23 protein-coding genes are annotated in these 18,017 nt (G+C 61.0%); 13 read left to right on the forward strand and 10 right to left on the reverse strand.

What is annotated here, in order from left to right:
- Window position 1: 1 nt before the first annotated feature.
- From SIC17_RS04660 to SIC17_RS04670, 3 genes are all read left to right on the forward strand, one after another.
- Complete coding sequence (locus SIC17_RS04660; protein WP_412546525.1) at window positions 2–1,405, forward strand: NAD(P)(+) transhydrogenase (Re/Si-specific) subunit beta; 1,404 nt, start codon at window positions 2–4, stop codon at window positions 1,403–1,405.
- A 130-nt stretch (window positions 1,406–1,535) separates the two neighbouring features.
- Window positions 1,536–1,817, forward strand: coding sequence for a hypothetical protein (locus SIC17_RS04665; protein WP_412546526.1), 282 nt, complete (start codon window positions 1,536–1,538; stop codon window positions 1,815–1,817).
- Window positions 1,818–1,858: 41 nt separating this feature from the next.
- A complete protein-coding gene (locus SIC17_RS04670; RefSeq protein ID WP_291894435.1) occupies window positions 1,859–2,413 on the forward strand; it encodes a DUF4269 domain-containing protein in 555 nt (184 codons plus the stop codon).
- Here the strand turns inward: SIC17_RS04670 and SIC17_RS04675 are convergent.
- On the reverse strand, window positions 2,410–3,000 hold the full coding sequence (locus SIC17_RS04675; RefSeq protein WP_412546527.1) for an NAD(P)H-dependent oxidoreductase: 591 nt from the start codon (window positions 2,998–3,000) through the stop codon (window positions 2,410–2,412). The genes SIC17_RS04670 and SIC17_RS04675 overlap by 4 nt on opposite strands.
- A gap of 103 nt (window positions 3,001–3,103) precedes the next feature.
- On the opposite strand from SIC17_RS04675, the gene SIC17_RS04680 reads away from it, so the two are divergent.
- A complete protein-coding gene (locus SIC17_RS04680) occupies window positions 3,104–3,685 on the forward strand; it encodes a TetR/AcrR family transcriptional regulator (RefSeq protein ID WP_412546528.1) in 582 nt (193 codons plus the stop codon).
- Here the strand turns inward: SIC17_RS04680 and SIC17_RS04685 are convergent.
- The 3 genes from SIC17_RS04685 to speB form a co-directional block, all read right to left on the reverse strand.
- A complete protein-coding gene (locus SIC17_RS04685; RefSeq protein WP_412546529.1) occupies window positions 3,682–4,005 on the reverse strand; it encodes a TraR/DksA family transcriptional regulator in 324 nt (107 codons plus the stop codon). The genes SIC17_RS04680 and SIC17_RS04685 overlap by 4 nt on opposite strands.
- On the reverse strand, window positions 4,002–4,988 hold the full coding sequence (locus SIC17_RS04690; protein WP_291894452.1) for a DUF1028 domain-containing protein: 987 nt from the start codon (window positions 4,986–4,988) through the stop codon (window positions 4,002–4,004). The genes SIC17_RS04685 and SIC17_RS04690 overlap by 4 nt, the downstream gene beginning before the upstream one ends.
- 64 nt (window positions 4,989–5,052) lie before the next feature.
- The gene (gene speB / locus SIC17_RS04695; RefSeq protein ID WP_412546530.1) at window positions 5,053–5,994 is read right to left on the reverse strand and encodes an agmatinase; all 942 of its coding nucleotides are present in this window, start codon (window positions 5,992–5,994) and stop codon (window positions 5,053–5,055) included.
- 96 nt (window positions 5,995–6,090) lie between these two features.
- Here speB and SIC17_RS04700 point away from each other — a divergent pair, with 96 nt between their 5' ends.
- From SIC17_RS04700 to SIC17_RS04710, 3 genes are all read left to right on the forward strand, one after another.
- On the forward strand, window positions 6,091–6,582 hold the full coding sequence (locus SIC17_RS04700) for a DinB family protein (protein WP_291894458.1): 492 nt from the start codon (window positions 6,091–6,093) through the stop codon (window positions 6,580–6,582).
- 94 nt (window positions 6,583–6,676) lie between these two features.
- Window positions 6,677–7,627 carry an ABC transporter ATP-binding protein gene (locus tag SIC17_RS04705; protein WP_291894461.1) on the forward strand — a complete coding sequence of 317 codons (951 nt, stop codon included), beginning with the start codon at window positions 6,677–6,679 and terminating at the stop codon, window positions 7,625–7,627.
- Window positions 7,620–9,011: an ABC transporter permease gene (locus tag SIC17_RS04710; protein WP_412546531.1), complete on the forward strand. Its 1,392-nt coding sequence runs from the start codon at window positions 7,620–7,622 to the stop codon at window positions 9,009–9,011. The genes SIC17_RS04705 and SIC17_RS04710 overlap by 8 nt, the downstream gene beginning before the upstream one ends.
- 170 nt (window positions 9,012–9,181) lie before the next feature.
- On the opposite strand, the gene SIC17_RS04715 is transcribed toward SIC17_RS04710, so the two are convergent.
- Entirely contained in the window at window positions 9,182–9,631 is a 450-nt protein-coding gene (locus tag SIC17_RS04715; protein WP_291894467.1) for a winged helix-turn-helix transcriptional regulator, read from the reverse strand.
- Window positions 9,632–9,701: 70 nt separating this feature from the next.
- On the opposite strand from SIC17_RS04715, the gene SIC17_RS04720 reads away from it, so the two are divergent.
- Together SIC17_RS04720 and SIC17_RS04725 are read left to right on the forward strand one after the other, a co-directional pair.
- Window positions 9,702–10,445, forward strand: coding sequence for an SDR family NAD(P)-dependent oxidoreductase (locus SIC17_RS04720; RefSeq protein WP_291894469.1), 744 nt, complete (start codon window positions 9,702–9,704; stop codon window positions 10,443–10,445).
- Window positions 10,445–11,041, forward strand: a complete 597-nt coding sequence (locus SIC17_RS04725) for a 2-hydroxychromene-2-carboxylate isomerase (RefSeq protein ID WP_291894472.1) — start codon at window positions 10,445–10,447, stop codon at window positions 11,039–11,041. The genes SIC17_RS04720 and SIC17_RS04725 overlap by 1 nt, the downstream gene beginning before the upstream one ends.
- A gap of 571 nt (window positions 11,042–11,612) precedes the next feature.
- Here the strand turns inward: SIC17_RS04725 and SIC17_RS04730 are convergent.
- Entirely contained in the window at window positions 11,613–11,951 is a 339-nt protein-coding gene (locus SIC17_RS04730; protein ID WP_412546532.1) for a DUF6368 family protein, read from the reverse strand.
- Window positions 11,952–12,283: 332 nt separating this feature from the next.
- A complete protein-coding gene (gene rpsU, locus SIC17_RS04735) occupies window positions 12,284–12,571 on the reverse strand; it encodes a 30S ribosomal protein S21 (RefSeq protein ID WP_366524368.1) in 288 nt (95 codons plus the stop codon).
- Window positions 12,572–12,666: 95 nt separating this feature from the next.
- On the opposite strand from rpsU, the gene SIC17_RS04740 reads away from it, so the two are divergent.
- The 3 genes from SIC17_RS04740 to SIC17_RS04750 all read left to right on the forward strand — a co-directional run bounded on the left by SIC17_RS04740 (window position 12,667) and on the right by SIC17_RS04750 (window position 14,786).
- A complete protein-coding gene (locus SIC17_RS04740) occupies window positions 12,667–13,344 on the forward strand; it encodes a COQ9 family protein (RefSeq protein ID WP_291894478.1) in 678 nt (225 codons plus the stop codon).
- A gap of 118 nt (window positions 13,345–13,462) precedes the next feature.
- Window positions 13,463–14,116 carry an alternative oxidase gene (locus SIC17_RS04745; protein WP_366940092.1) on the forward strand — a complete coding sequence of 218 codons (654 nt, stop codon included), beginning with the start codon at window positions 13,463–13,465 and terminating at the stop codon, window positions 14,114–14,116.
- A gap of 67 nt (window positions 14,117–14,183) precedes the next feature.
- Window positions 14,184–14,786, forward strand: coding sequence for a glutathione S-transferase family protein (locus tag SIC17_RS04750; protein ID WP_412546533.1), 603 nt, complete (start codon window positions 14,184–14,186; stop codon window positions 14,784–14,786).
- Here SIC17_RS04750 and SIC17_RS04755 read toward each other — a convergent pair.
- Window positions 14,777–15,565: a metallophosphoesterase gene (locus SIC17_RS04755; protein WP_412546534.1), complete on the reverse strand. Its 789-nt coding sequence runs from the start codon at window positions 15,563–15,565 to the stop codon at window positions 14,777–14,779. The genes SIC17_RS04750 and SIC17_RS04755 overlap by 10 nt on opposite strands.
- A gap of 177 nt (window positions 15,566–15,742) precedes the next feature.
- On the opposite strand from SIC17_RS04755, the gene SIC17_RS04760 reads away from it, so the two are divergent.
- Window positions 15,743–16,306, forward strand: a complete 564-nt coding sequence (locus tag SIC17_RS04760) for a PilZ domain-containing protein (RefSeq protein WP_291894491.1) — start codon at window positions 15,743–15,745, stop codon at window positions 16,304–16,306.
- 3 nt (window positions 16,307–16,309) lie between these two features.
- Here SIC17_RS04760 and SIC17_RS04765 read toward each other — a convergent pair whose 3' ends face one another.
- Both SIC17_RS04765 and purE read right to left on the reverse strand, forming a co-directional pair.
- Complete coding sequence (locus SIC17_RS04765) at window positions 16,310–17,389, reverse strand: 5-(carboxyamino)imidazole ribonucleotide synthase (RefSeq protein WP_412546535.1); 1,080 nt, start codon at window positions 17,387–17,389, stop codon at window positions 16,310–16,312.
- Between the two features lie 6 nt (window positions 17,390–17,395).
- The gene (gene purE / locus SIC17_RS04770; RefSeq protein ID WP_291894497.1) at window positions 17,396–17,905 is read right to left on the reverse strand and encodes a 5-(carboxyamino)imidazole ribonucleotide mutase; all 510 of its coding nucleotides are present in this window, start codon (window positions 17,903–17,905) and stop codon (window positions 17,396–17,398) included.
- Window positions 17,906–18,017 lie beyond the last annotated feature (112 nt).

An 18,017-nucleotide genomic window follows, 5' to 3' on the forward strand; every position in this document is an offset into this window, starting at 1 on the left:
CATGTCAGCCAATCTTGCCGCCCTTCTCTACCTCGCCTCCGGCATCCTGTTCATTCTCGCCCTCCGCGGTCTGTCCAGCCCGGAAACGGCTCGCCAAGGCAATCTGTTTGGCATGGTCGGCATGGCAATCGCCATCGTGACGACCCTCTTCGCCGTCAATCTGGACGGTGCGGGTATCGCACTGATTGTGGGCGGGGTTGCGATTGGCGGCGGTATCGGCGCGATCATCGCGCGCCGTATCCCGATGACGGCCATGCCGCAGCTCGTCGCCGCGTTCCACTCCCTGGTCGGCATGGCCGCCGTGCTGGTGGCTGCGGCCGCGCTCTACGCGCCGGAAGCCTTTGGTATTGCCAATGCCGTCGGCGATCTTAAAGGCCTCTCCCTGTTCGAGCTCTCCCTGGGCACGGCCATCGGCGCGATCACCTTCTCGGGCTCCGTCATCGCCTTTGCCAAGCTGAACGGAAACATGTCCGGCGCACCGATCCTGCTGCCGGCCCGGCACATGATCAATATCGCCATCGGTGCCTTCATCGCCGTGATGATCGCCTTCCTGATGGCCTCCGGCGGGGATGCCAAGACCGCATTCTGGCTAGTCACGATCGCCGCCTTTATCCTGGGTGTGACCCTGATCATTCCGATCGGCGGCGCGGACATGCCCGTCGTGGTGTCGATGCTGAACTCCTATTCCGGCTGGGCTGCTGCGGCGCTGGGCTTCACCCTGGAGAACACGGCCCTGTTGGTCACCGGTGCGCTGGTCGGTTCGTCCGGTGCGATCCTCTCCTACATCATGTGCAAGGGCATGAACCGCAGCTTCATCTCGGTCATCCTGGGCGGGTTTGGTGAGGACGGCGCTGCTTCTGCGTCTGCCGGCCCGCAAGGCAATGCCAAACAGGGCTCGGCAGAAGACGCTGCCTTCGTGATGAAGAACGCCGGCAAGGTCATCATCGTCCCGGGTTACGGCATGGCCGTCGCCCAGGCCCAGCACGCGCTGAAGGAAATGGGTGATCTCCTGAAGGCCGAAGGCGTCGATGTCGCCTATGCCATCCACCCGGTCGCGGGCCGCATGCCCGGCCACATGAATGTCCTGCTGGCCGAAGCCAATGTACCCTATGACGAGGTCTTCGAACTGGAGGATATCAATTCCGATTTCTCCAATGCGGACGTGGCCTTCGTGATCGGTGCCAATGACGTCACCAACCCGGCCGCCGAGGATGATCCGGGCTCGCCGATCTATGGCATGCCGGTCCTTCAGGTCTGGAAAGCCGGCACGGTCTTCTTCGTCAAGCGCTCGCTCGGTTCCGGTTATGCCGGCGTCGAAAACCCGCTCTTCTTCCGCGACAACACCATGATGTTGCTGGGCGATGCCAAGAAGATGACGGAAGAGATCAACAAGGCGATGGGATAGGCTATCCACCTCACCGCGAAATTGGTCCCGCCGAAGCCTCGCCTTCGCCTCTGGCTTCGGCGAGCCCACTTCCCCATGAATGGGGAAGATTGCCAGCTCCGGTTCATCTTGGCTCGTCTAGCCTGACCTGATGTTATTCGAACTCGCCCTGGCAGACGCCGTCACCGATGACTGCACTTTCAATTCCATCCCTCTCTATGGTGAGGTGGAGGTCGTTGAAAGTTTTGCCGATATCCGTGTGCAGGTCGTTACCAGCTTCCCGGACCTGAAAGTCAAACAGGTCACCAGCTTTCCCGATGATTGCGGCGAGTGGGAGTTTGTCGAAAGCTTTCCCGACTTCACCATCGAATTTGTCGACAGCTTCCCGGACATCAAGATCGAATATGTCTCAAGCTTCCCGGGCCTACCCTGAGGCGCATTGACAGCCCCGCTGGTGCAGCGCAAAACCGCGCCATGCACACAACTATACGCACAGTTGCAGACGTTCGGGAGATTCTGGACCGCGCTGATGTGTTTGGACGGCTGACGGATTTCGACCCGCGCTGGGTCGGTTCCATTCCCCTGGATATTCACGGCCCCGAAGCCGACGCGGATATCTGCTGTTCGGCGGGCGATGATCTCGACGGTTTTGCCGCTCACCTCGAGGCCTGTTTTGGTAACCAGCCCGGTTTCAGGGTCCATCCCAATACCCACGCCGACGAAGCCTCCATCATCGCCTATTTCAGTCTCGATGGTCTGCCGGTTGAGGTCTATGGGCGCAAACGGCCCGTGGAAACCCATGAGAGTTATATCCACTGGCTGGCCGAACATCGTCTGCTGGGCCTGGCCGAAGACCGCCTGCGCCTGGATGTGCGTGAGGCAAAGGCAACGGGCCTGAAAACGGAACCGGCATTTGGCAAATGCCTGCAGCTGGGCAGTGATCCCTATATCGAGCTCTTGAAGCTCGCCTCACCCGGCGATGAAGCCCTGGGCCAGATCATTCGTGCTGCCGGATACCAGACGCGCTAGCGTGCCTTTGCGCCAAGCCGTGCAACCGTTTTCAGCCAGCCTTCGATTTGCCTGGGTTTGGGATGACTCGCTCCTGCAAAGCGCGTGATCCGCGCGGGCTTGAAGCCAACGAAGTTTAGGATCTGCCCCTTGATCTGCCAGGCCAGCGCATCCTTGTAGAAAAGCCTGAACACCCAGCCCGGGGTGTCCGATGTCAGGAAGACCCGGGCGGTCCGACCATCCAGCATGGGCAAGGGCATCGTACCCGGCTTCACACGCGTGTCGAACACGCGTCCAGGCAGAAACGAGCGGTCGATCAGCCCTTTCAGCTTCGCCGGCAGTCCGCCCCACCACATCGGCGCGGCGAAAACAAAATGCTCACTCCATTCCAGCGCCTCGAGGAAGTCTTCAAGCTCGGGTTCAAGCGGTTTCTGGTTCTTGTAACCGCCAAAGCCATAGTCCATGTCGAAATCCATATCATGGATGTTCAACACCCGAACCTCATGCCCCTCACCGCGCGCGGCCTGTGCATAGGTCTCGATGATCTGTTTGGAGATCGAGCTTTCCGCCGGATGTCCGTTGAGCAGAGTGATGCGTTTCGATGTCATGATGCGTCCCTTTATTTTGACCATGGTCAATTTAATAGGCGAAATAATTGACCGCGGTCAATAACAAATTTGACCGAAGTCAGTTTTTGTGGGAGCTAGGGGTATGGGAAGAGCACCTCAAAAACGCACGCTGGAAACCCGCGCCAAACTGGTCGCGGCGGCACAAGCCATTGTTTCCGAAAGCAGTTACATCGAGCTACGCACCGAGGAAGTGGTCCAGCGCGCCGGCGTCGCCAAGGGTACGTTTTTTGCCCATTTCAAGGACAAGGATGCGCTGATGGACCAGCTCATCGGCGCCCGCATCAATGACTGTCTGGACCAAATCGAGGCGCATCCGGCGCCCGGTACGATCGACGAACTGATCAAGGAGCTGATGCCGCTGGTCAATCTGATGCGCTGCGAGCGATACGTGTTTGACGTCATCCTGCGCCTGTCCGGTGCGGCGGCGATCGAGGAGATCGGTCCCATCGCCCAGACGTTCGAGCGCCAGATCATCGTGATGGCGGGTTGGCTGGCCAGGGGCCCGTTTCGGACCGACATCTCGCCCCAGCTGATGGCCGAGGGTGTGCAGGCCTTCTACATCCAGGCCATGGCCCTGAATTTCTGTGCGATCAACCAGGTGGTTCCCGTCGAAGACAGAATGCGTGAATACCTGACGGCCTGGCTGTCGCCGGTGAAAGCCTAGGCACAGCCCGAACAGCGTGGCGCCGCCGGGTCAATCTCCAATCGTTTGATCTCGATCGCCTCACCGCACTCCACGCACCAGCCGTAATCGCCCTCCTCCAGCCGCTGGAGCGCCGCATCAATGCGGCGGATCTCCTGGGCGCGGCGGGCATCGGCCGCCTTGGCCATGGCCTGGACCTGCAGGGAATCCATGCGCGACAAGCGGCCGACCGATTGCTGGTCCAGCTCCACGGGTTTGCGATCATCATCCGCGCCCTCCGACAGCGCCACCAGCTCTGCCTTCAGCGCTGTCAGGGTCTCACGGATCCGGGCATCACTCATTCAATCGTCGCGATCTCTTCACCGAGCTCGGCAGACAGCAGCTCGCTGTCAACAAGACGCGGAATGATATCGCGCCATTGCGGCCAGGCGGCAAATGCGCGGCTGAACAGCGGGCGTGCACCATCCATGTCACCGGCGGTCGCCAGGCCGAAAGCATGCCAGAAGGTGACCTCGTGATTGTCCGGCGCCAGCTCGCCCGCCTGCGCGTAGGCGCGACCGGCATGTTCCATATCGCCCTCGGCCATGGCGTCATCGCCTTCGGTCATCAGGGCGTAGACACGGGAAATCGTCAGAAGGCGGCGCATCTCGGCCAGCGGGTCCGGCGCGTCTTCCACACGCAGATCCACGATACGACCGCCCCAGGCCGGCTGGCTGGCGTCCCCGGAGACGACCAGCATGGCGGCGGACTGCTTGCCGCGAATATCCCCGCCCTCGGCCTCGGCGGCTTCCAGCGCCACCATCAGGCGTTCGGCCAGATCACCCTCGGCGCCCAGATAGGCGTCATACATGGCCTGGCAGACCGTATCATTGAGCATCATGTTGGCCTGGACGCTGAAACCGTCACCCTCGATGTGACAGGCGGCAGCGATGGCATTCTCGCCCGTATGCGCCGCAACATTGCCCTGGGCGTCGACCATGCCGACCTGGCGCACGGCGGTCGCGTCATCGGTCGCCAGCGCGGCATCCAGCGCTTCACGTGCACTCATCCCCGCCCGCATGGAGGCGAGACCGTTGGGACCATAATCGGGAAGGACAAAGGACTGTGTCGCCACAGCGCCGACACCCGGCTCGGCCCAGACCACAATCGATCCGACCGAGAACCAGTGCGACTGCACAGCCGCCCCCATCTGCCCTGTTTCCGCATCACGCGCGACGATGGAATAGGTGTTGACCGGGCGCATGGGCACCGGCGTCTCGGCCAGGGCTGCGGATCCGACCGCCAGCAGGGCGCCGGCGCCGATCAGGCTCTTCGTGACAGACATGGTCTCTCCCCTCAAATCTGTGTTCGAGGGGAGTATAGACGGCTGGAACGGGCTGTCAGCTTGCTTACTTGACGTTGGACGCCATCAGGCAGAGCTGTTCGAACATCACGTCGACGGCGGCCAGGGCCGTGATTTCGGTCGGGTCATAGGGCGGCGAGACTTCCATGATGTCGGCCGCGACCAGATTGTCGATCTCGAAGGCACGCAGGATGCGCTGGGCTTCATACGTGGTCAGGCCACCGGGGACCGGCGTGCCGGTGCCGGGCGCATAGGCCGGATCCAGCGCGTCGATATCGAAGGACATATAGGTCGGCCCCTCGAATTTCGGCAGACGCTTGATAAAGGCGTCCAGGCCATTCATGCGCACATCATCCACCGTCGTGACATTGACGCCGAATTTCTCGACCACGCCGAGATCATCATTGGCCGCCAGCGGACCACGAATGCCGAACTGCCAGGTGTTCTGCGGCTTCACCAGGCCCTCTTCCAGCGCATGACGCAGGAAGGCTCCGTGGTGATACTCACAGCCCCACGCGGCGGGGTAGGTGTCGAGGTGGGCATCGAAATGGATGAAGTTCACCGGGCCGTATTTCTTGGCGACGGCGCGCAGCAACGGCAGGGTGTTGGAGTGATCGCCGCCAACGGCGATGAATTTCTTGTCGCGCGCGAGGATGTCACCGAAGAATTTTTCGACCCGCTCACCGGTCTGCGCCATGTCGATCGGCACAGTCGGGCAATCACCGATATCGGCGCATTTCAGCTTCTCCACGAAGTTGATTTCACGCGTCATGTGATAGCCGCGCCCCATGGAGGACAGCTCGCGCACCTTTGTCGGCGCAAAACGCGCGCCCGGGCGATAGCTCAGCGCGCCGTCATAAGGCAGGCCCGCCAGGGCAACATCATAACCGGCATCAATGCCGACATGCGGCAGGCGGAAAAAGGTCTTGATGGCCGCAAAACGCGGTTGTTCGCGACCCGGGATCGGTGTGAAATCTATCTCGCTCATTCCCCCGTCCTATCACGCAAAACGGGCATGGCAAGTTGCGATAACGCTCCCACGCTGCAGCATGTTTGCAGGCCCAGCCCGATTGGAGACACGACCATGCGCGAGCACCTGCTCTACCTCGCCGGATATAATCGCTGGGCCAATGCCCGCATTTTCGACATGGCCTGGTCGCTCAGTGAAGCGGACCGCCGCCGCGACTGTCAGGGCTTTTTCAGAAACCTGCATGCAACGCTGGATCATATCATCGTGGCCGAACGCATCTGGCTGGCCCGCTGGAATGGCGAACCCCAGCCCTTCGATGACCTTGCGACCCCGCTGCACGACGATTTCGAGGCGCTGGAAAAGGCTCGGATCGCCCAGGACCACGTTCTCAGCACCATGGTGGACCGGCATGATGATGCTGCCCTGGCGCAAGAGCTCAGCTATCACAACATGGCCGGAGAGCCGCTGAAACTGCAGAAAGGCCTGATCCTGCTGCACCTGTTCAATCACGCCACGCATCATCGTGGCCAGTGCCATCACATGCTGAGCCAGCTGGGCGCCGACGCGCCCGTGCTGGACATGCCGTTCTACCTGCTTGATTTGTAAGGCCAGGTGTAACGGGGGATTGTACATGCTCACAATTCCACTGGCCGAAAGCCCGCAATGCGACTAGCAAACCCGCTGTAACCATGGGGGATGTATGCCCGAAACAATTCTAGAGCTCGCCAACGTCACCAAGACGTTCAAGGGCAAGACCGCGGTCAACGACGTCAGTTTTTCCGTCGAACGCGGTCAGATTACCGGTTTCCTCGGCCCGAACGGTGCCGGCAAGACAACCAGCCTGCGCATGTCGCTGGGTATTCTCACGCCGGATCGCGGCAAGGTCACGCTGTTCGGCAAAAAGCCCGGACCCAAGGCGCTGGATCGTGTCGGCTTCCTGCCGGAAGAGCGCGGCATCTATCGCCGCATGAAGGTGATTGATGTCATCGTCTTCTTTGCCCGCCTCAAGGGTGTTGAAGCCGGTGAGGCCAAGAAACGCGGGCTGAAAATGCTCGACGAGTTCGAGCTTCTGCACGCCGCGGAACAGCCGGTCAAAACCCTCTCCAAGGGCATGGCCCAGAAGGTCCAGATCATCTCGACCCTGGTGCACCAGCCGGAATTCATCATCCTGGACGAGCCGTTTTCCGGTCTCGACCCGGTCAACCAGAAATCCCTCGAGCGCATCGTCCGCGCCCAGGCCGATGCCGGTCGCACAATCCTGTTCTCCACCCACGTGATGGAGCATGCAGAGCGCCTGTGCGACAAGATCCTGCTGATTGCCAATGGCACCAAGATCTTTGACGGTTCCGTCAAACAGGCACTGGGCGAAGTCCCGCGCCGGATCTTCCTGGAAACCGTTTCCGAACACGATCTTCTCGCCCTGCTGGACGCCTATGGCGATGTCCGCCGCGATGAAGGTGGTGATGACGCCGTGCGCTGCTGGTCTCTGGACCTGGCCGCCGGCGCTGATGCCCAGGACGTGCTCAAGGCCTGTGTGGATGCAGGCGTGAAACTCACCCGTTTCGAACCGGTGCGCGCGCACCTGCATGATGCTTTTGTCCACCTCGTCGAAAGCGCTGGCGGCAAACTGACGGAGACGACTGATGCGTAATATCTATCTGATCGCCCGCCGCGAATTTCTCTCCTACGTCGCCACCTGGGGCTTCTGGCTCTCGCTGGCATCCGTCCCGCTGTTCATGGGCCTGGGTTTCGGCCTGCCCATGCTGATCGAGAACTCCCAGCCGACACGCCACTATGTGATTGTGGATGAAAGCGGGGGGCAGTTGGAACAGGCGTTAGTCGACGGCTTTACGCGTGCCCAAGAACAACAGATCGCGGAAATACAGGAAGCCGTCACAGAGATGGTCGGCGACAATCCCCAGGTCCAGCAGGCTATGGCCAGCGGCATGATGCAACAGATCGGCGATGGACGATATCAGCGCATCGACCTTGGATTGACCGATCTGGAGGCACTGCGTCCCTATTTGCTGGAAGAACAAGCCATTGAAATCGACGGCGAAGAAGCCTCGCTTTTCGCGGCTGTCTTTCTCCGTGGCAGTGTCGAAAACGGGATCGAAGTCGACTATTGGAGCAAGAACCGCACGGATAGCGGATTGCGATCGTCGATCAGCCGGGCCCTGGAAGATTACATGCAGGAGGCCCACTTGCTGTCCGGCGGGGTCTCTCCTGGTTTGCTGCAAGCGGCCGAGGCGCTTGAACCGGAAGTTCGTGAACTGAACCCGGAACGCAGCGGCGCAGATGCCACTGTCACCGATGCCGAACGCATTCCGTTCATCATGGGTGTAGCCGTCGCCTTCGCTTTGTGGATCATCATCTTCTCAGTGGTGAACATGCTGCTGACAGCGATGATCGAGGAGAAGGGCAACAAGGTTCTCGAAATGATGATGTCCGCGACACGTCATTACGAAATCCTGACCGGCAAGCTGCTTGGCGTGGCCTGTGTGTCCGCTACACTGCTCGTCTTCTGGATGGGCCTTGCGCTGGGTGGGGCAACCCTGGTCCAGCAAGCCGCTGCAAGCGCCGACATCCCGGTTGCCGAAATCTTCTCGGCCTTGCTTGACCCGGGTCTTCTGTTGCCGGCGCTGGGCTATTTCGTCATCGGCTATCTGATGTATGGCGCGGTTTTCCTGGCCGTCGGTTCGCTCTGCGACACGATCCAGGATGCCCAGACCCTGATGAGCCCGATCATGCTGATCATGATGGTGCCCCTCTTCCTGGTGATGATCTCGGCAGATTCACCGGACAGCCCGATCGTGGCAATCGCCAGCTGGGTTCCGGTGTGGACGCCCTTCATCATGCTGGCCCGCCTGCCGCACGACCCGGCCATGATCGAGCTTGTCGGTACGACGCTGGTGATGCTGGTCACGGCGATTGGCGTGATCTGGGGCGCCGGAGCGGTCTTCCGCCTCGGCTCGCTCAACCAGGCCAATCAGGAGACCATCAAGGGCTGGTTCAGCTTCGGCAAGAAAGCCTAGCTGGCGATCTTCCCCATTCATGGGGAAGTGGGCTCGCCGGAGCCTTGGCGAAGGCGAGGTCGAAGGGGGCGAGCGCAGCGAGCTGACCTCCGGGCTTCGCCCTCCGGCCCCTCCGTCCTTCTTCGCCAAGGCTACGAAGGACACCTCCCCGGTGGGGAGGATAAGGGAGCCTAGCTGGCGATATTGGGCCGGACCCGCACGGCACGCGGGTCCACCACCTCGCCACACTCCGAACAGGTCGTGACGGTGTGGAAATCATGCCCGCAGCTTGTATGGGTGTGAACGACAGGTGGTCCGGCCGGATCGGCGTAATGCCGGTCGCCCCAGTTCACCATCGCCATGAGGGCTGGATAGAGATCCAGCCCTTTTTGCGTTAGGCGATACTCATGACGCACCGGACGTTCCTGATAGGCGTGTTTTTCCAGCACCCCCTCCTCGACCAGATGCGCCAGGCGCTCGGTCAGGACGCGGCGGGCAATGCCCAGGTTTTTCTGGAAGTCCTCGAAGCGGCGAACCCGCAAGAACGCTTCACGCAGGACCAGCAAGGTCCAGCGATCCCCGATCACGGACAGGGTCCGGGCGAGCGAGCATTTCTCGGATCGAAGTTCATTCCAGCGCATGTCAATCTTCTGGCATTGACTCCGTTCCATTTCAAGACTTAGCTGGTCTTAAATTAAGATGGAGTGAGAGATGAGCTCACGAAATGCCTCATGCGCCATCGTCGGGGCCGGCGATTTCATCGGCTCCGCCATAGCCCGCAAGTTCGCCAGCGAGGGCTATACGGTCTTTGCCGGCCGCCGCAATGGCGACAAGCTGGAACCGCTGCGGGCCGAGATCGAGGCGGCAGGCGGCAGGCTGGTTCACGTCTCCATGGATGCGCGCGAGGAAAAAAGCGTGACCGACTTCCTCAACGCCGCCAATGACGCTGCACCGCTGGAGGTCGTCATCTCCAATCCCGGCGCCAATGTGAACTATCCGCTGCTGGACACGACGGAACGGCTTTTCTTCAAGGTCTGGGAAATGGCCTGCAAATCCGGCTTCCTGACGGGCCGTGAGGCCGCGCGCATCATGCTGGAGCATGGGCGCGGCTCGATCTTCTTCACGGGCGCCACGGCCAGCATGCGCGGCGGCAAGGGCTATGCAGCCTTTGCCAGTGCCAAGGGCGGGCTGCGCCTGATGGCCCAGGCCATGGCGCGCGAGCTGGGACCCCAGAATATCCATGTCGCCCACCTGGTCATCGATGCCGGGGTCGACACGGCATTTGTCCGCGAACGCATCGAGGAAGCCGTCGGCAAGGAGGCGCTGGAGAACATGCCTGCCGACCGCTTGATGGACCCGACGTCCATCGCAAACGCTTATTGGGCCCTGCACCAGCAGAGCCGCGACGCCTGGACCTTTGAAATGGACCTGCGCCCCTATGGAGAGACCTGGTAATGTCTGACTTGGAATTCCTGTTCGATTTTGGCAGCCCCAACGCCTATCTGGCCTGGAAGGCCATGCAGACGATGGAGGCGTTCAAGACGGCGGAGATCAAGACGACGCCTGTCCTGCTGGGGGGCATTTTCAAATCAACGGGCAATACGCCGCCCATGCTGGCCTTTGGCGGTGTACCTGCAAAGATGAAGTATCTGGGCACCGAGATGGAGCGCTTCCAGAAGCGCCACGGTATCACCGACTTCCAGTTCAACCCGAATTTCCCGGTCAACACGCTGATGCTGATGCGCGGGTGTTTCGTGGCCATCGATGAAGGTTATCTGGACAAGTATCTCGCTGCAGGATTCCACTACATGTGGGAGGCCGGCTCGAAAATGGACGACAAGACCGTCTTCGCCCGGGCCTTCACCGAAGCCGGCCTGGATGGCGATCACATCCTCGCCCGCTCCCAGGAACCCGCCATCAAGAAAGCCCTCATGGACACCACCCAGTCCGCCGTCGACCGCGACGTCTTCGGCATCCCCAGCTTCTTCGTCGGCGATGACCTCTATTTCGGCAAGGACACGCTGTGGGAGATCGCCGAGCGGGTGGGATAGCCTTATCCTCCCCTCGGGGAGGTGTCCCGAAGGGACGGAGGGGCCGGAGCGCGAAGCGCGGAGATTTAGTGCTCACTGGCGTTCGCACCCCCTTCGACCTCGCCTTCGCCTCTGGCTTCGGCGACCCCACTTCCCCGCGTACGGGGAAGATATCCCTACCGCTCAAACCTCGGGCATACTCTCCCGTGGTCCATGTCGTGGGAGGCGAGAGCTCAGTCTTTTCGGGCGTGGATGTACGGGAAGCGTCTGTCGACCTATCAAGGTCATCTGGCATGGCAGACAGCAAACCCGTGTGCGGGAGGCCTTTAACCCCTGCTCTAGACTAAATTCCGGTTTAACCGGTCTCCCGCATGCCTCTCACTCCAGATCGCGAGATCGTGGGGATTTTGGTGCTCCCCCCCTCATCGCCCTTCTTCGCCAAGGCTACGAAGGACACTTCTCCCCCAAGGGAGAAGGATAAGAACGAGGCTCCACCCGGGGCCAAAGGCCTCGCAAGCGCGATCGCGCGTCGGCGCCCATGCGCCGCCTTCGCGTCGTGGAAGCTGGACAGGGCAATGATCCTCGGAGTCTGCTACTTCACCATATGGAAATCATCATGTTCCATCCAGTTCCGCGCGAACTCCGGATCACAGACGTGCGAAACCCAATGCTCTCCCGACGCCGTTAGATACGGAAGACTGAACACCCGTCCCCCAATCTTGTCGAGGTAAGCATTAGCCGCGTCGGTGGCAATTTCTCCTCCCGGCCCCAGAGGTTCGATACTCACTGGCAGAATACTGCCACCAAAATCGATCCATCCGTCAAACTCTTGAGCGATCCAGGCGATCAGCTCAGCGAGAATGTGATGATCTGCGGGTTGATTCGAGAGTGCGCTGAGCGAAACAATCGCGCGTGGCCGAAAGCCGATCACTCTTTCAATCTGGTCGAGTTCATCGGCCGGATATTAGAAAGACTCAGTCTCCAGGAAAAACCCAGCCGTGAGGCTATCAGCTTGTTCTGCCTTTTTAGAAGACGGACAGAACCAGAATTCATCCTCGCGCCAGTGACTGGCGCGGGATTTTAGAAGCGCCACTAAACGGGCTTTCTGCTCTCGCGAAAGTGCCTGCCTTATAAGCGCCGAAGCAACCGGTCCCATTTCTCACCTTCTTTGACAGTCATCATACGATTTATCGCTGAGAAAAAGAAAAAGCCGCTCCCTTTCGGGAACGGCCTTTTCTTGACTTACTACAGGTCCTGGCGACCCTAGCGACGTCCGCCACGGCGGCCTACGAGACCTTCGCGCTGGGCGCGTTTGCGAGCGAGCTTGCGCGCACGGCGAATAGCTTCAGCCTTCTGGCGAGCTTTTTTCTCCGACGGCTTCTCGAAATGATTCCGGCGCTTCATCTCACGGAAGGTACCCTCCCGCTGCATTTTCTTTTTCAGCGCGCGGAGCGCTTGCTCCACATTATTGTCGCGCACAACGATCTGTACGATGGCTCTCTCTCCATTAATTAGGATGCGAGGACCCTCCCCACATCGCTGGTTCGCCAGAGGCGCGGCAGATAGCAGAGCTGCGACGCTGTGTCCACAGTGCTGTGACATCTCGGACGGATGACCTTGCAGCAAAGATGACGTAGACAGGGCGCATGACACGTTCTTCCGACACCGCTTCAGACCTTCACCATATCACAAGAGACGCGATTTTGCAGTCTGCACTGGGGATTGCAGCTTTTGACGGCTGGACCGCCGACAGTTTTGCGGCCGCTGTAAAAGAATCGGGTGTCGATGCAGGATTGGCACACCTGGCCTGCCCGCGCGAGGAGCTGGATCTGATCATTCACTGGTCCAACCAGATGGATGCGCAGGCGGAAAAGGCGATTCTCGACAAGGACATCGCGGACATGAAAGTGCGCGACCGGGTGACGTTCTGCGTGCTGGCCCGCCTGGAAGCCATCGGCCCGAACGAGGAAGCCGCTCGTCGCGCGCGTGCGCGGCTGTTGCTGCCCGACGCTGTCACCGAGAGCGCCAGCCTGGTCTGGAACAGTTGTGACACGGTCTGGCGGGCGATCGGCGACCAGTCGACCGATTTCAACTTCTATTCCAAACGCGCCATCCTCTCCGGCGTTTATGGCTCGACGCTCAGCGTCTGGCTGGGTGAGAGCGATCCGGAAAAACCGCGTGCGCGGGAATTCCTCGATCACCGGATCGAGAATGTGATGCAGTTCGAGAAGGCCAAGTGGCAGTTCCGCAAGGCCACCGCCAACCTGCCCGATCTCGGCTCCATCCTCGGCAAGATGCGTTACGGTTTCGGCCCGCGGGTCTGACCGGAAACAACCCCACAAAATGTGTGCGCTTAGCCGCCGCGCGACGGCGTGACATAGCGATTCCGGCGCGCTGATTTCCTAGATTGTCAGCATGACATTGCCCGACAAGGAGGGCCAGATGCAGACCGGAAACCAGGGTCGGATCCACGACCTGGACTATCACCTCAATCCGCAGGGCCTGGGCGACCATATCGCCCTGGGTTTTGTGAAGATGCTGCGCTTTTTCGCCGACACGTTTTTCGCCAAGCGTTACGGGCACCGGGCCGTGGTGCTGGAGACGGTCGCGGCCGTGCCCGGCATGGTGGGTGGCCTGCTGCAGCATCTAAAGGCACTGCGCCGGATCCGAGATGATGAGGGCTGGATCCGCACCTTGCTGGACGAGGCCGAGAACGAGCGCATGCACCTGATGACCTTCATCGAGATCGCCAAGCCGACCCTGTTCGAGCGACTGGTCATCATGATCACGCAGGCGATTTTCTATAACGCCTATTTCTTCCTCTACCTCTTCGCCCCGCGCACCGCCCACCGCGTGGTCGGCTATTTCGAGGAAGAGGCCGTGATCAGCTACACCGCCTATCTAAACGAGATTGATGCAGGCCGCCACGACAATGTTCCGGCACCGGATATCGCCATCAAGTACTGGAACCTGCCGGCGGATGCCCGCCTGCGCGATGTCGTCATCGCTGTGCGCGCCGACGAGGCCGAGCACCGCGATGTCAATCACGGCTTTGCCGACGCGCTGGGCCGCAAGGCGCGAACCGCCGCGGCTTGATCCCGGCCCGGCTTGAACCCGGAGCTGGCAATCCCGATATCTCCCCTGTCAGCCAGGGGAGATATCCATGCAGCTTGTCGCCACACCCGCCTCACACTTCGCCCGCAAGGTGCGTCTCCTGCTCGACCATTACGGGCTGGCCTATGACATGGTGGATGCCGGCAATGTTGCCGAGTTCAGCGAGGACAAGTTTGCCGGTAATCCGCTGATGCTGGTGCCGGTGCTTAATGACGGTGATCTGACGGTCTATGACAGCGACCACATCGCCGCCTATCTGGTGCGCAAACATGACCCGGCCGACCGCTATGGTGTGTTGACCACTGATGTGCGGGAGCTGAATACCCGTACGGTCCTGAACGGGATGATGTCGGCGGAAACGCGCCTGGTACTGGGCGCCCGGACGGGGCTGAACACCGAGAACCAGCCATTTTTCGACAAGGCCCGGGCGGTTTTCACCAAGGGCTTCGACTGGCTGGACGCCAATATCGATCTCTTCAATGCCGAGACGCCGCGTTATCTCGACTTCCACCTGATCTCGTCCTTTGACCACATGGAGTGTTATGGCCTCGCCACGCCGGACCAGCCAGCGCTCAGGGCGCTCAGGGACAGGCTGCGGGCCCATGCGCGCATCGCGGCCTCAAACCCGCCGGCACCGGTCGTCTATGCCTGAGCCCAGCGGGGTGAGTGGAAATAGGCCTCTCTCGCCCGGACCTGGACCAGATCTCGCTCCGGCCAGCGCATGGCCGTCAGATGCCCCCCGAAACAACAGCCGGTATCGATGCAATAGACATTGTTGAGCTCGCGCACGCCGGGCTCGGCGACATGGCCATGCACGACAGCCCGCTTGCCAGAATACTTCGCTGCCCAGTTCAGACGCACCGGCAGGCCGTACTGGTCGCGCTGTTTGGCAACATCGCCGAACATGGCAAAAGACCGCTCCTCGCCGCTGAAGCGCCCGTGGAACTTCTCGGCCAGGCCGGCATGGGCCACCAGCAGATCACCCTTGTCCAGGATGAGATGGGTCGGCAGCCCCCTGATAAAGTCGCTGCACTCTGCCTTGAAGGCGGCGTCTTCCTGTTCGAACTGCTCCGCTGTCTCCTCGATGCCGTGGGTCATGCGCACAGTCTTGCCATCGAGCCAGCGGCGGAATTTGTCATCGTGGTTGCCCACCACCGCCAGCGCATCGCCGCGTTTGACCATGCCCATGACCAGACGCATCACATCCGGCGAACGCGGCCCGCGGTCGACCATATCGCCCAGGAAGACCGGCTTGCGCCCATGCGGGTGCGAGATGTCATAGAACCGACGACCCTCCGGCCCCTGGAACCCGACGCGATAGCCCAGTTTTTCCAGCAGGATCTCGGTTTCCCCGGCACAGCCGTGAATATCCCCGATCAGGTCGAAGGGGCCGCAATCATTTCGAAACCGGTTGGGAGATATGTCTGCCATCACTTTCTTATACGCCGAGTGGCGCGGGAATGCGCGGTTCATCCGCGGCCCGGACGGCTTAACAAATCCTTGCCGGAAGTAGTCATACTAAATTACCAGACACCGTGAGTTGCATCACGTGAATATTCACGAATTCGGGCCATATCTGTCCCGCGTAACGTGAAAGGTCCAGAAAACATGGCGATCAGTGAATCGACACAGCCATCAGAACGTCGCGGTAGAGCCCGCATCCAGATGCAAATCCTGGGCAGCTTCATGACCGATACGATCGGGGCAACGGCCTGCGAGATTTGTGACCTGGCGCCAGGAGGGGTTCGTCTCTCGGCCACACGTCAACCTTCCCAGGATGACCGTATCGGCCTCAACATCCCGGCACTGGGCCGTTTTGTCGGCAAGGTGGTCTGGGTTGATGGCAATGAATTCGGTGTCCAGTTCACCGCGTCTGCAGGTGCACGGGCACTCGCCAACGAGCTGTCCACCCGCCGCAGCCTGGAACGCATGAACATCACCCTGCGCGCGGATGGTGAAGCACCGACGCTGACACTCAGCCGGGAAAATGGCGAAAGCTCGGAAGTCACCCTGCAAAAGCTTACTGTGGAAGGTGCCAGCTTCACCGCCGACACGCTTCCCGAAGTGGACGAGACCGTCAGCATTTGCGACATGCCGGCCACAGTCATGAAGGTCGTGGATGATCGTTTCGCAGTTCGTTTCCACCCACCCCGCGACGTCGCGCTGGACTAGACCCTACAGCCGCCCCAGACGATTGATGTGGCCCATCTTGCGGCCCGGCTTGGTGGTGCGCTTGCCGTAAAGATGCAGGCGGACTTCAGGATCTGCGGACAGGGCCTGCCAGGCATCCGCGTCATGACCGATGAGATTGGTCATCACGGCAGAGGAGTGCGGCCGGGCATCGCCCAGGGGCCAGCCGGCCACCGCGCGCATATGCTGTTCGAACTGCGAACAGGCACAGGCGTCCTGGGTCCAGTGACCGGTATTGTGTACGCGCGGCGCGATTTCATTGACCAGCAGCTCGCCGTTTTCCAGCTCGAACAGCTCGACCGCGAACACACCGACATGATCCAAACCGCCGCCAATGGCACTGGCGATTTCCCCGGCCCGGGCCAGTGTTGTGGCGGGCAGGTTCGGAGCCGGTGCTGTCGTCGTCTTCAGGATACCATCGCCATGCACGTTCTCGCCCAGCGGATAAGCCCGGACCTCACCGTCCAGGCTGCGGGCGGCCACAACGGATAGCTCGCGCACAAAGGCGGCCGCGCCTTCCAGAATGGCTGGCTGCTCACCGATCGCCTTCCAGGCGTGTTCGATATCATCGTGAGAGCGGATCCAGGCCTGGCCCTTGCCGTCATAGCCAAAGCGCCGCGTCTTCAGCACGGACGGCGTCCCGATCAGGGCAACCGCTTCCATCAGCTCGGTCAAATCAGCCACCGGCGCAAACGGCACGGTCGCGACACCGGCCTCATTGATGAAGCTCTTCTCGATCACCCGGTCCTGGGTCAGCTCCAGTGACCGCGCGCCAGGGCGCAATTGCGATACACGCGCGGCGATCTCGACGGCCGAGACCGGAACGTTCTCGAATTCATAGGTGATGGCATCGCAGCGATCAGCGAACCCCTGAACCGCGCCCTCATCCGACCACGGCGCGGCCCAGGCACGGGCGGCAACCCGCGAGGCGGGACATTCCGGCTCGGGATCGAAAATATGGATGTCGAATCCCAGCTCTGCGCCGGCGACAGCGAGCATACGGCCCAGCTGCCCCCCGCCAAGAATTCCAATGACCGATCCGGGTGCAAGAGGCGCGTGGCTCATGCGTGTCTAGTCCTTGACGCTTTCAACGACACTGTCGGTCTGGGCCTGGCGCCAGGCGTCCAGGCGTGCGGCGAGATCCGCATCCGACAGGGAGAGAATAGAGGCGGCGAGCAGGCCGGCATTCTTGGCGCCGGCGTCACCGATGGCCAGCGTACCGACGGGAATCCCGCCCGGCATCTGTACGATGGACAGCAGGCTGTCCTGGCCGCTCAGGGCACGGGACTTCACCGGCACGCCCAGCACCGGCAGCGAGGTCATCGAAGCGACCATGCCGGGCAGGTGAGCCGCGCCTCCGGCTCCGGCGATAATGACCTTGATGCCTTCATCGCGGGCAGACTTGGAAAACTCCACCAGGCGATCCGGCGTGCGGTGTGCAGAGACAACCTTGGACGCATAGGCCACGCCCAGCGTGTCGAGCACGGCAGCGGCATGTTCCATGGTCGGCCAGTCAGAGCGCGAGCCCATGACAATGGCTACATCGGGTTGCTGGGAATTGGCGGGCGAAACATCGCTCATCTTGCTTCCTGCCTTGAAAAGGAAGCGCGCGACCATAGCTACACGGGCGACAAGGTCAAGAGTCGAGATTGAGTCGTCTTTGACTCGGGGATTCCTGCCCTGCTTGAGGTTT

The sequence above is a fragment of the Maricaulis sp. MIT060901 genome (genome assembly GCF_047123815.1).
Classification (GTDB): Bacteria; Pseudomonadota; Alphaproteobacteria; order Caulobacterales; family Maricaulaceae; genus Maricaulis.

Excerpts from the sequence above, each read along its gene's own strand:
- SIC17_RS04700 (WP_291894458.1), top strand. The coding sequence starts at position 6,091 with ATGCGCGAGCACCTGCTCTACCTCGCCGGATATAATCGCTGGGCCAAT.
- SIC17_RS04670 (WP_291894435.1), top strand. The coding sequence starts at position 1,859 with ATGCACACAACTATACGCACAGTTGCAGACGTTCGGGAGATTCTGGAC.
- SIC17_RS04760 (WP_291894491.1), top strand. The coding sequence starts at position 15,743 with ATGGCGATCAGTGAATCGACACAGCCATCAGAACGTCGCGGTAGAGCC.
- speB (WP_412546530.1), bottom strand. The coding sequence starts at position 5,994 with ATGAGCGAGATAGATTTCACACCGATCCCGGGTCGCGAACAACCGCGT.
- SIC17_RS04720 (WP_291894469.1), top strand. The coding sequence starts at position 9,702 with ATGAGCTCACGAAATGCCTCATGCGCCATCGTCGGGGCCGGCGATTTC.
- SIC17_RS04675 (WP_412546527.1), bottom strand. The coding sequence starts at position 3,000 with ATGACATCGAAACGCATCACTCTGCTCAACGGACATCCGGCGGAAAGC.
- SIC17_RS04765 (WP_412546535.1), bottom strand. The coding sequence starts at position 17,389 with ATGAGCCACGCGCCTCTTGCACCCGGATCGGTCATTGGAATTCTTGGC.
- SIC17_RS04665 (WP_412546526.1), top strand. The coding sequence starts at position 1,536 with ATGTTATTCGAACTCGCCCTGGCAGACGCCGTCACCGATGACTGCACT.
- SIC17_RS04725 (WP_291894472.1), top strand. The coding sequence starts at position 10,445 with ATGTCTGACTTGGAATTCCTGTTCGATTTTGGCAGCCCCAACGCCTAT.
- SIC17_RS04705 (WP_291894461.1), top strand. The coding sequence starts at position 6,677 with ATGCCCGAAACAATTCTAGAGCTCGCCAACGTCACCAAGACGTTCAAG.
- SIC17_RS04740 (WP_291894478.1), top strand. The coding sequence starts at position 12,667 with ATGACACGTTCTTCCGACACCGCTTCAGACCTTCACCATATCACAAGA.
- SIC17_RS04715 (WP_291894467.1), bottom strand. The coding sequence starts at position 9,631 with ATGCGCTGGAATGAACTTCGATCCGAGAAATGCTCGCTCGCCCGGACC.
- SIC17_RS04750 (WP_412546533.1), top strand. The coding sequence starts at position 14,184 with ATGCAGCTTGTCGCCACACCCGCCTCACACTTCGCCCGCAAGGTGCGT.
- SIC17_RS04755 (WP_412546534.1), bottom strand. The coding sequence starts at position 15,565 with ATGGCAGACATATCTCCCAACCGGTTTCGAAATGATTGCGGCCCCTTC.
- SIC17_RS04685 (WP_412546529.1), bottom strand. The coding sequence starts at position 4,005 with ATGAGTGATGCCCGGATCCGTGAGACCCTGACAGCGCTGAAGGCAGAG.
- purE (WP_291894497.1), bottom strand. The coding sequence starts at position 17,905 with ATGAGCGATGTTTCGCCCGCCAATTCCCAGCAACCCGATGTAGCCATT.
- SIC17_RS04745 (WP_366940092.1), top strand. The coding sequence starts at position 13,463 with ATGCAGACCGGAAACCAGGGTCGGATCCACGACCTGGACTATCACCTC.
- SIC17_RS04710 (WP_412546531.1), top strand. The coding sequence starts at position 7,620 with ATGCGTAATATCTATCTGATCGCCCGCCGCGAATTTCTCTCCTACGTC.
- SIC17_RS04660 (WP_412546525.1), top strand. The coding sequence starts at position 2 with ATGTCAGCCAATCTTGCCGCCCTTCTCTACCTCGCCTCCGGCATCCTG.
- SIC17_RS04690 (WP_291894452.1), bottom strand. The coding sequence starts at position 4,988 with ATGTCTGTCACGAAGAGCCTGATCGGCGCCGGCGCCCTGCTGGCGGTC.
- SIC17_RS04680 (WP_412546528.1), top strand. The coding sequence starts at position 3,104 with ATGGGAAGAGCACCTCAAAAACGCACGCTGGAAACCCGCGCCAAACTG.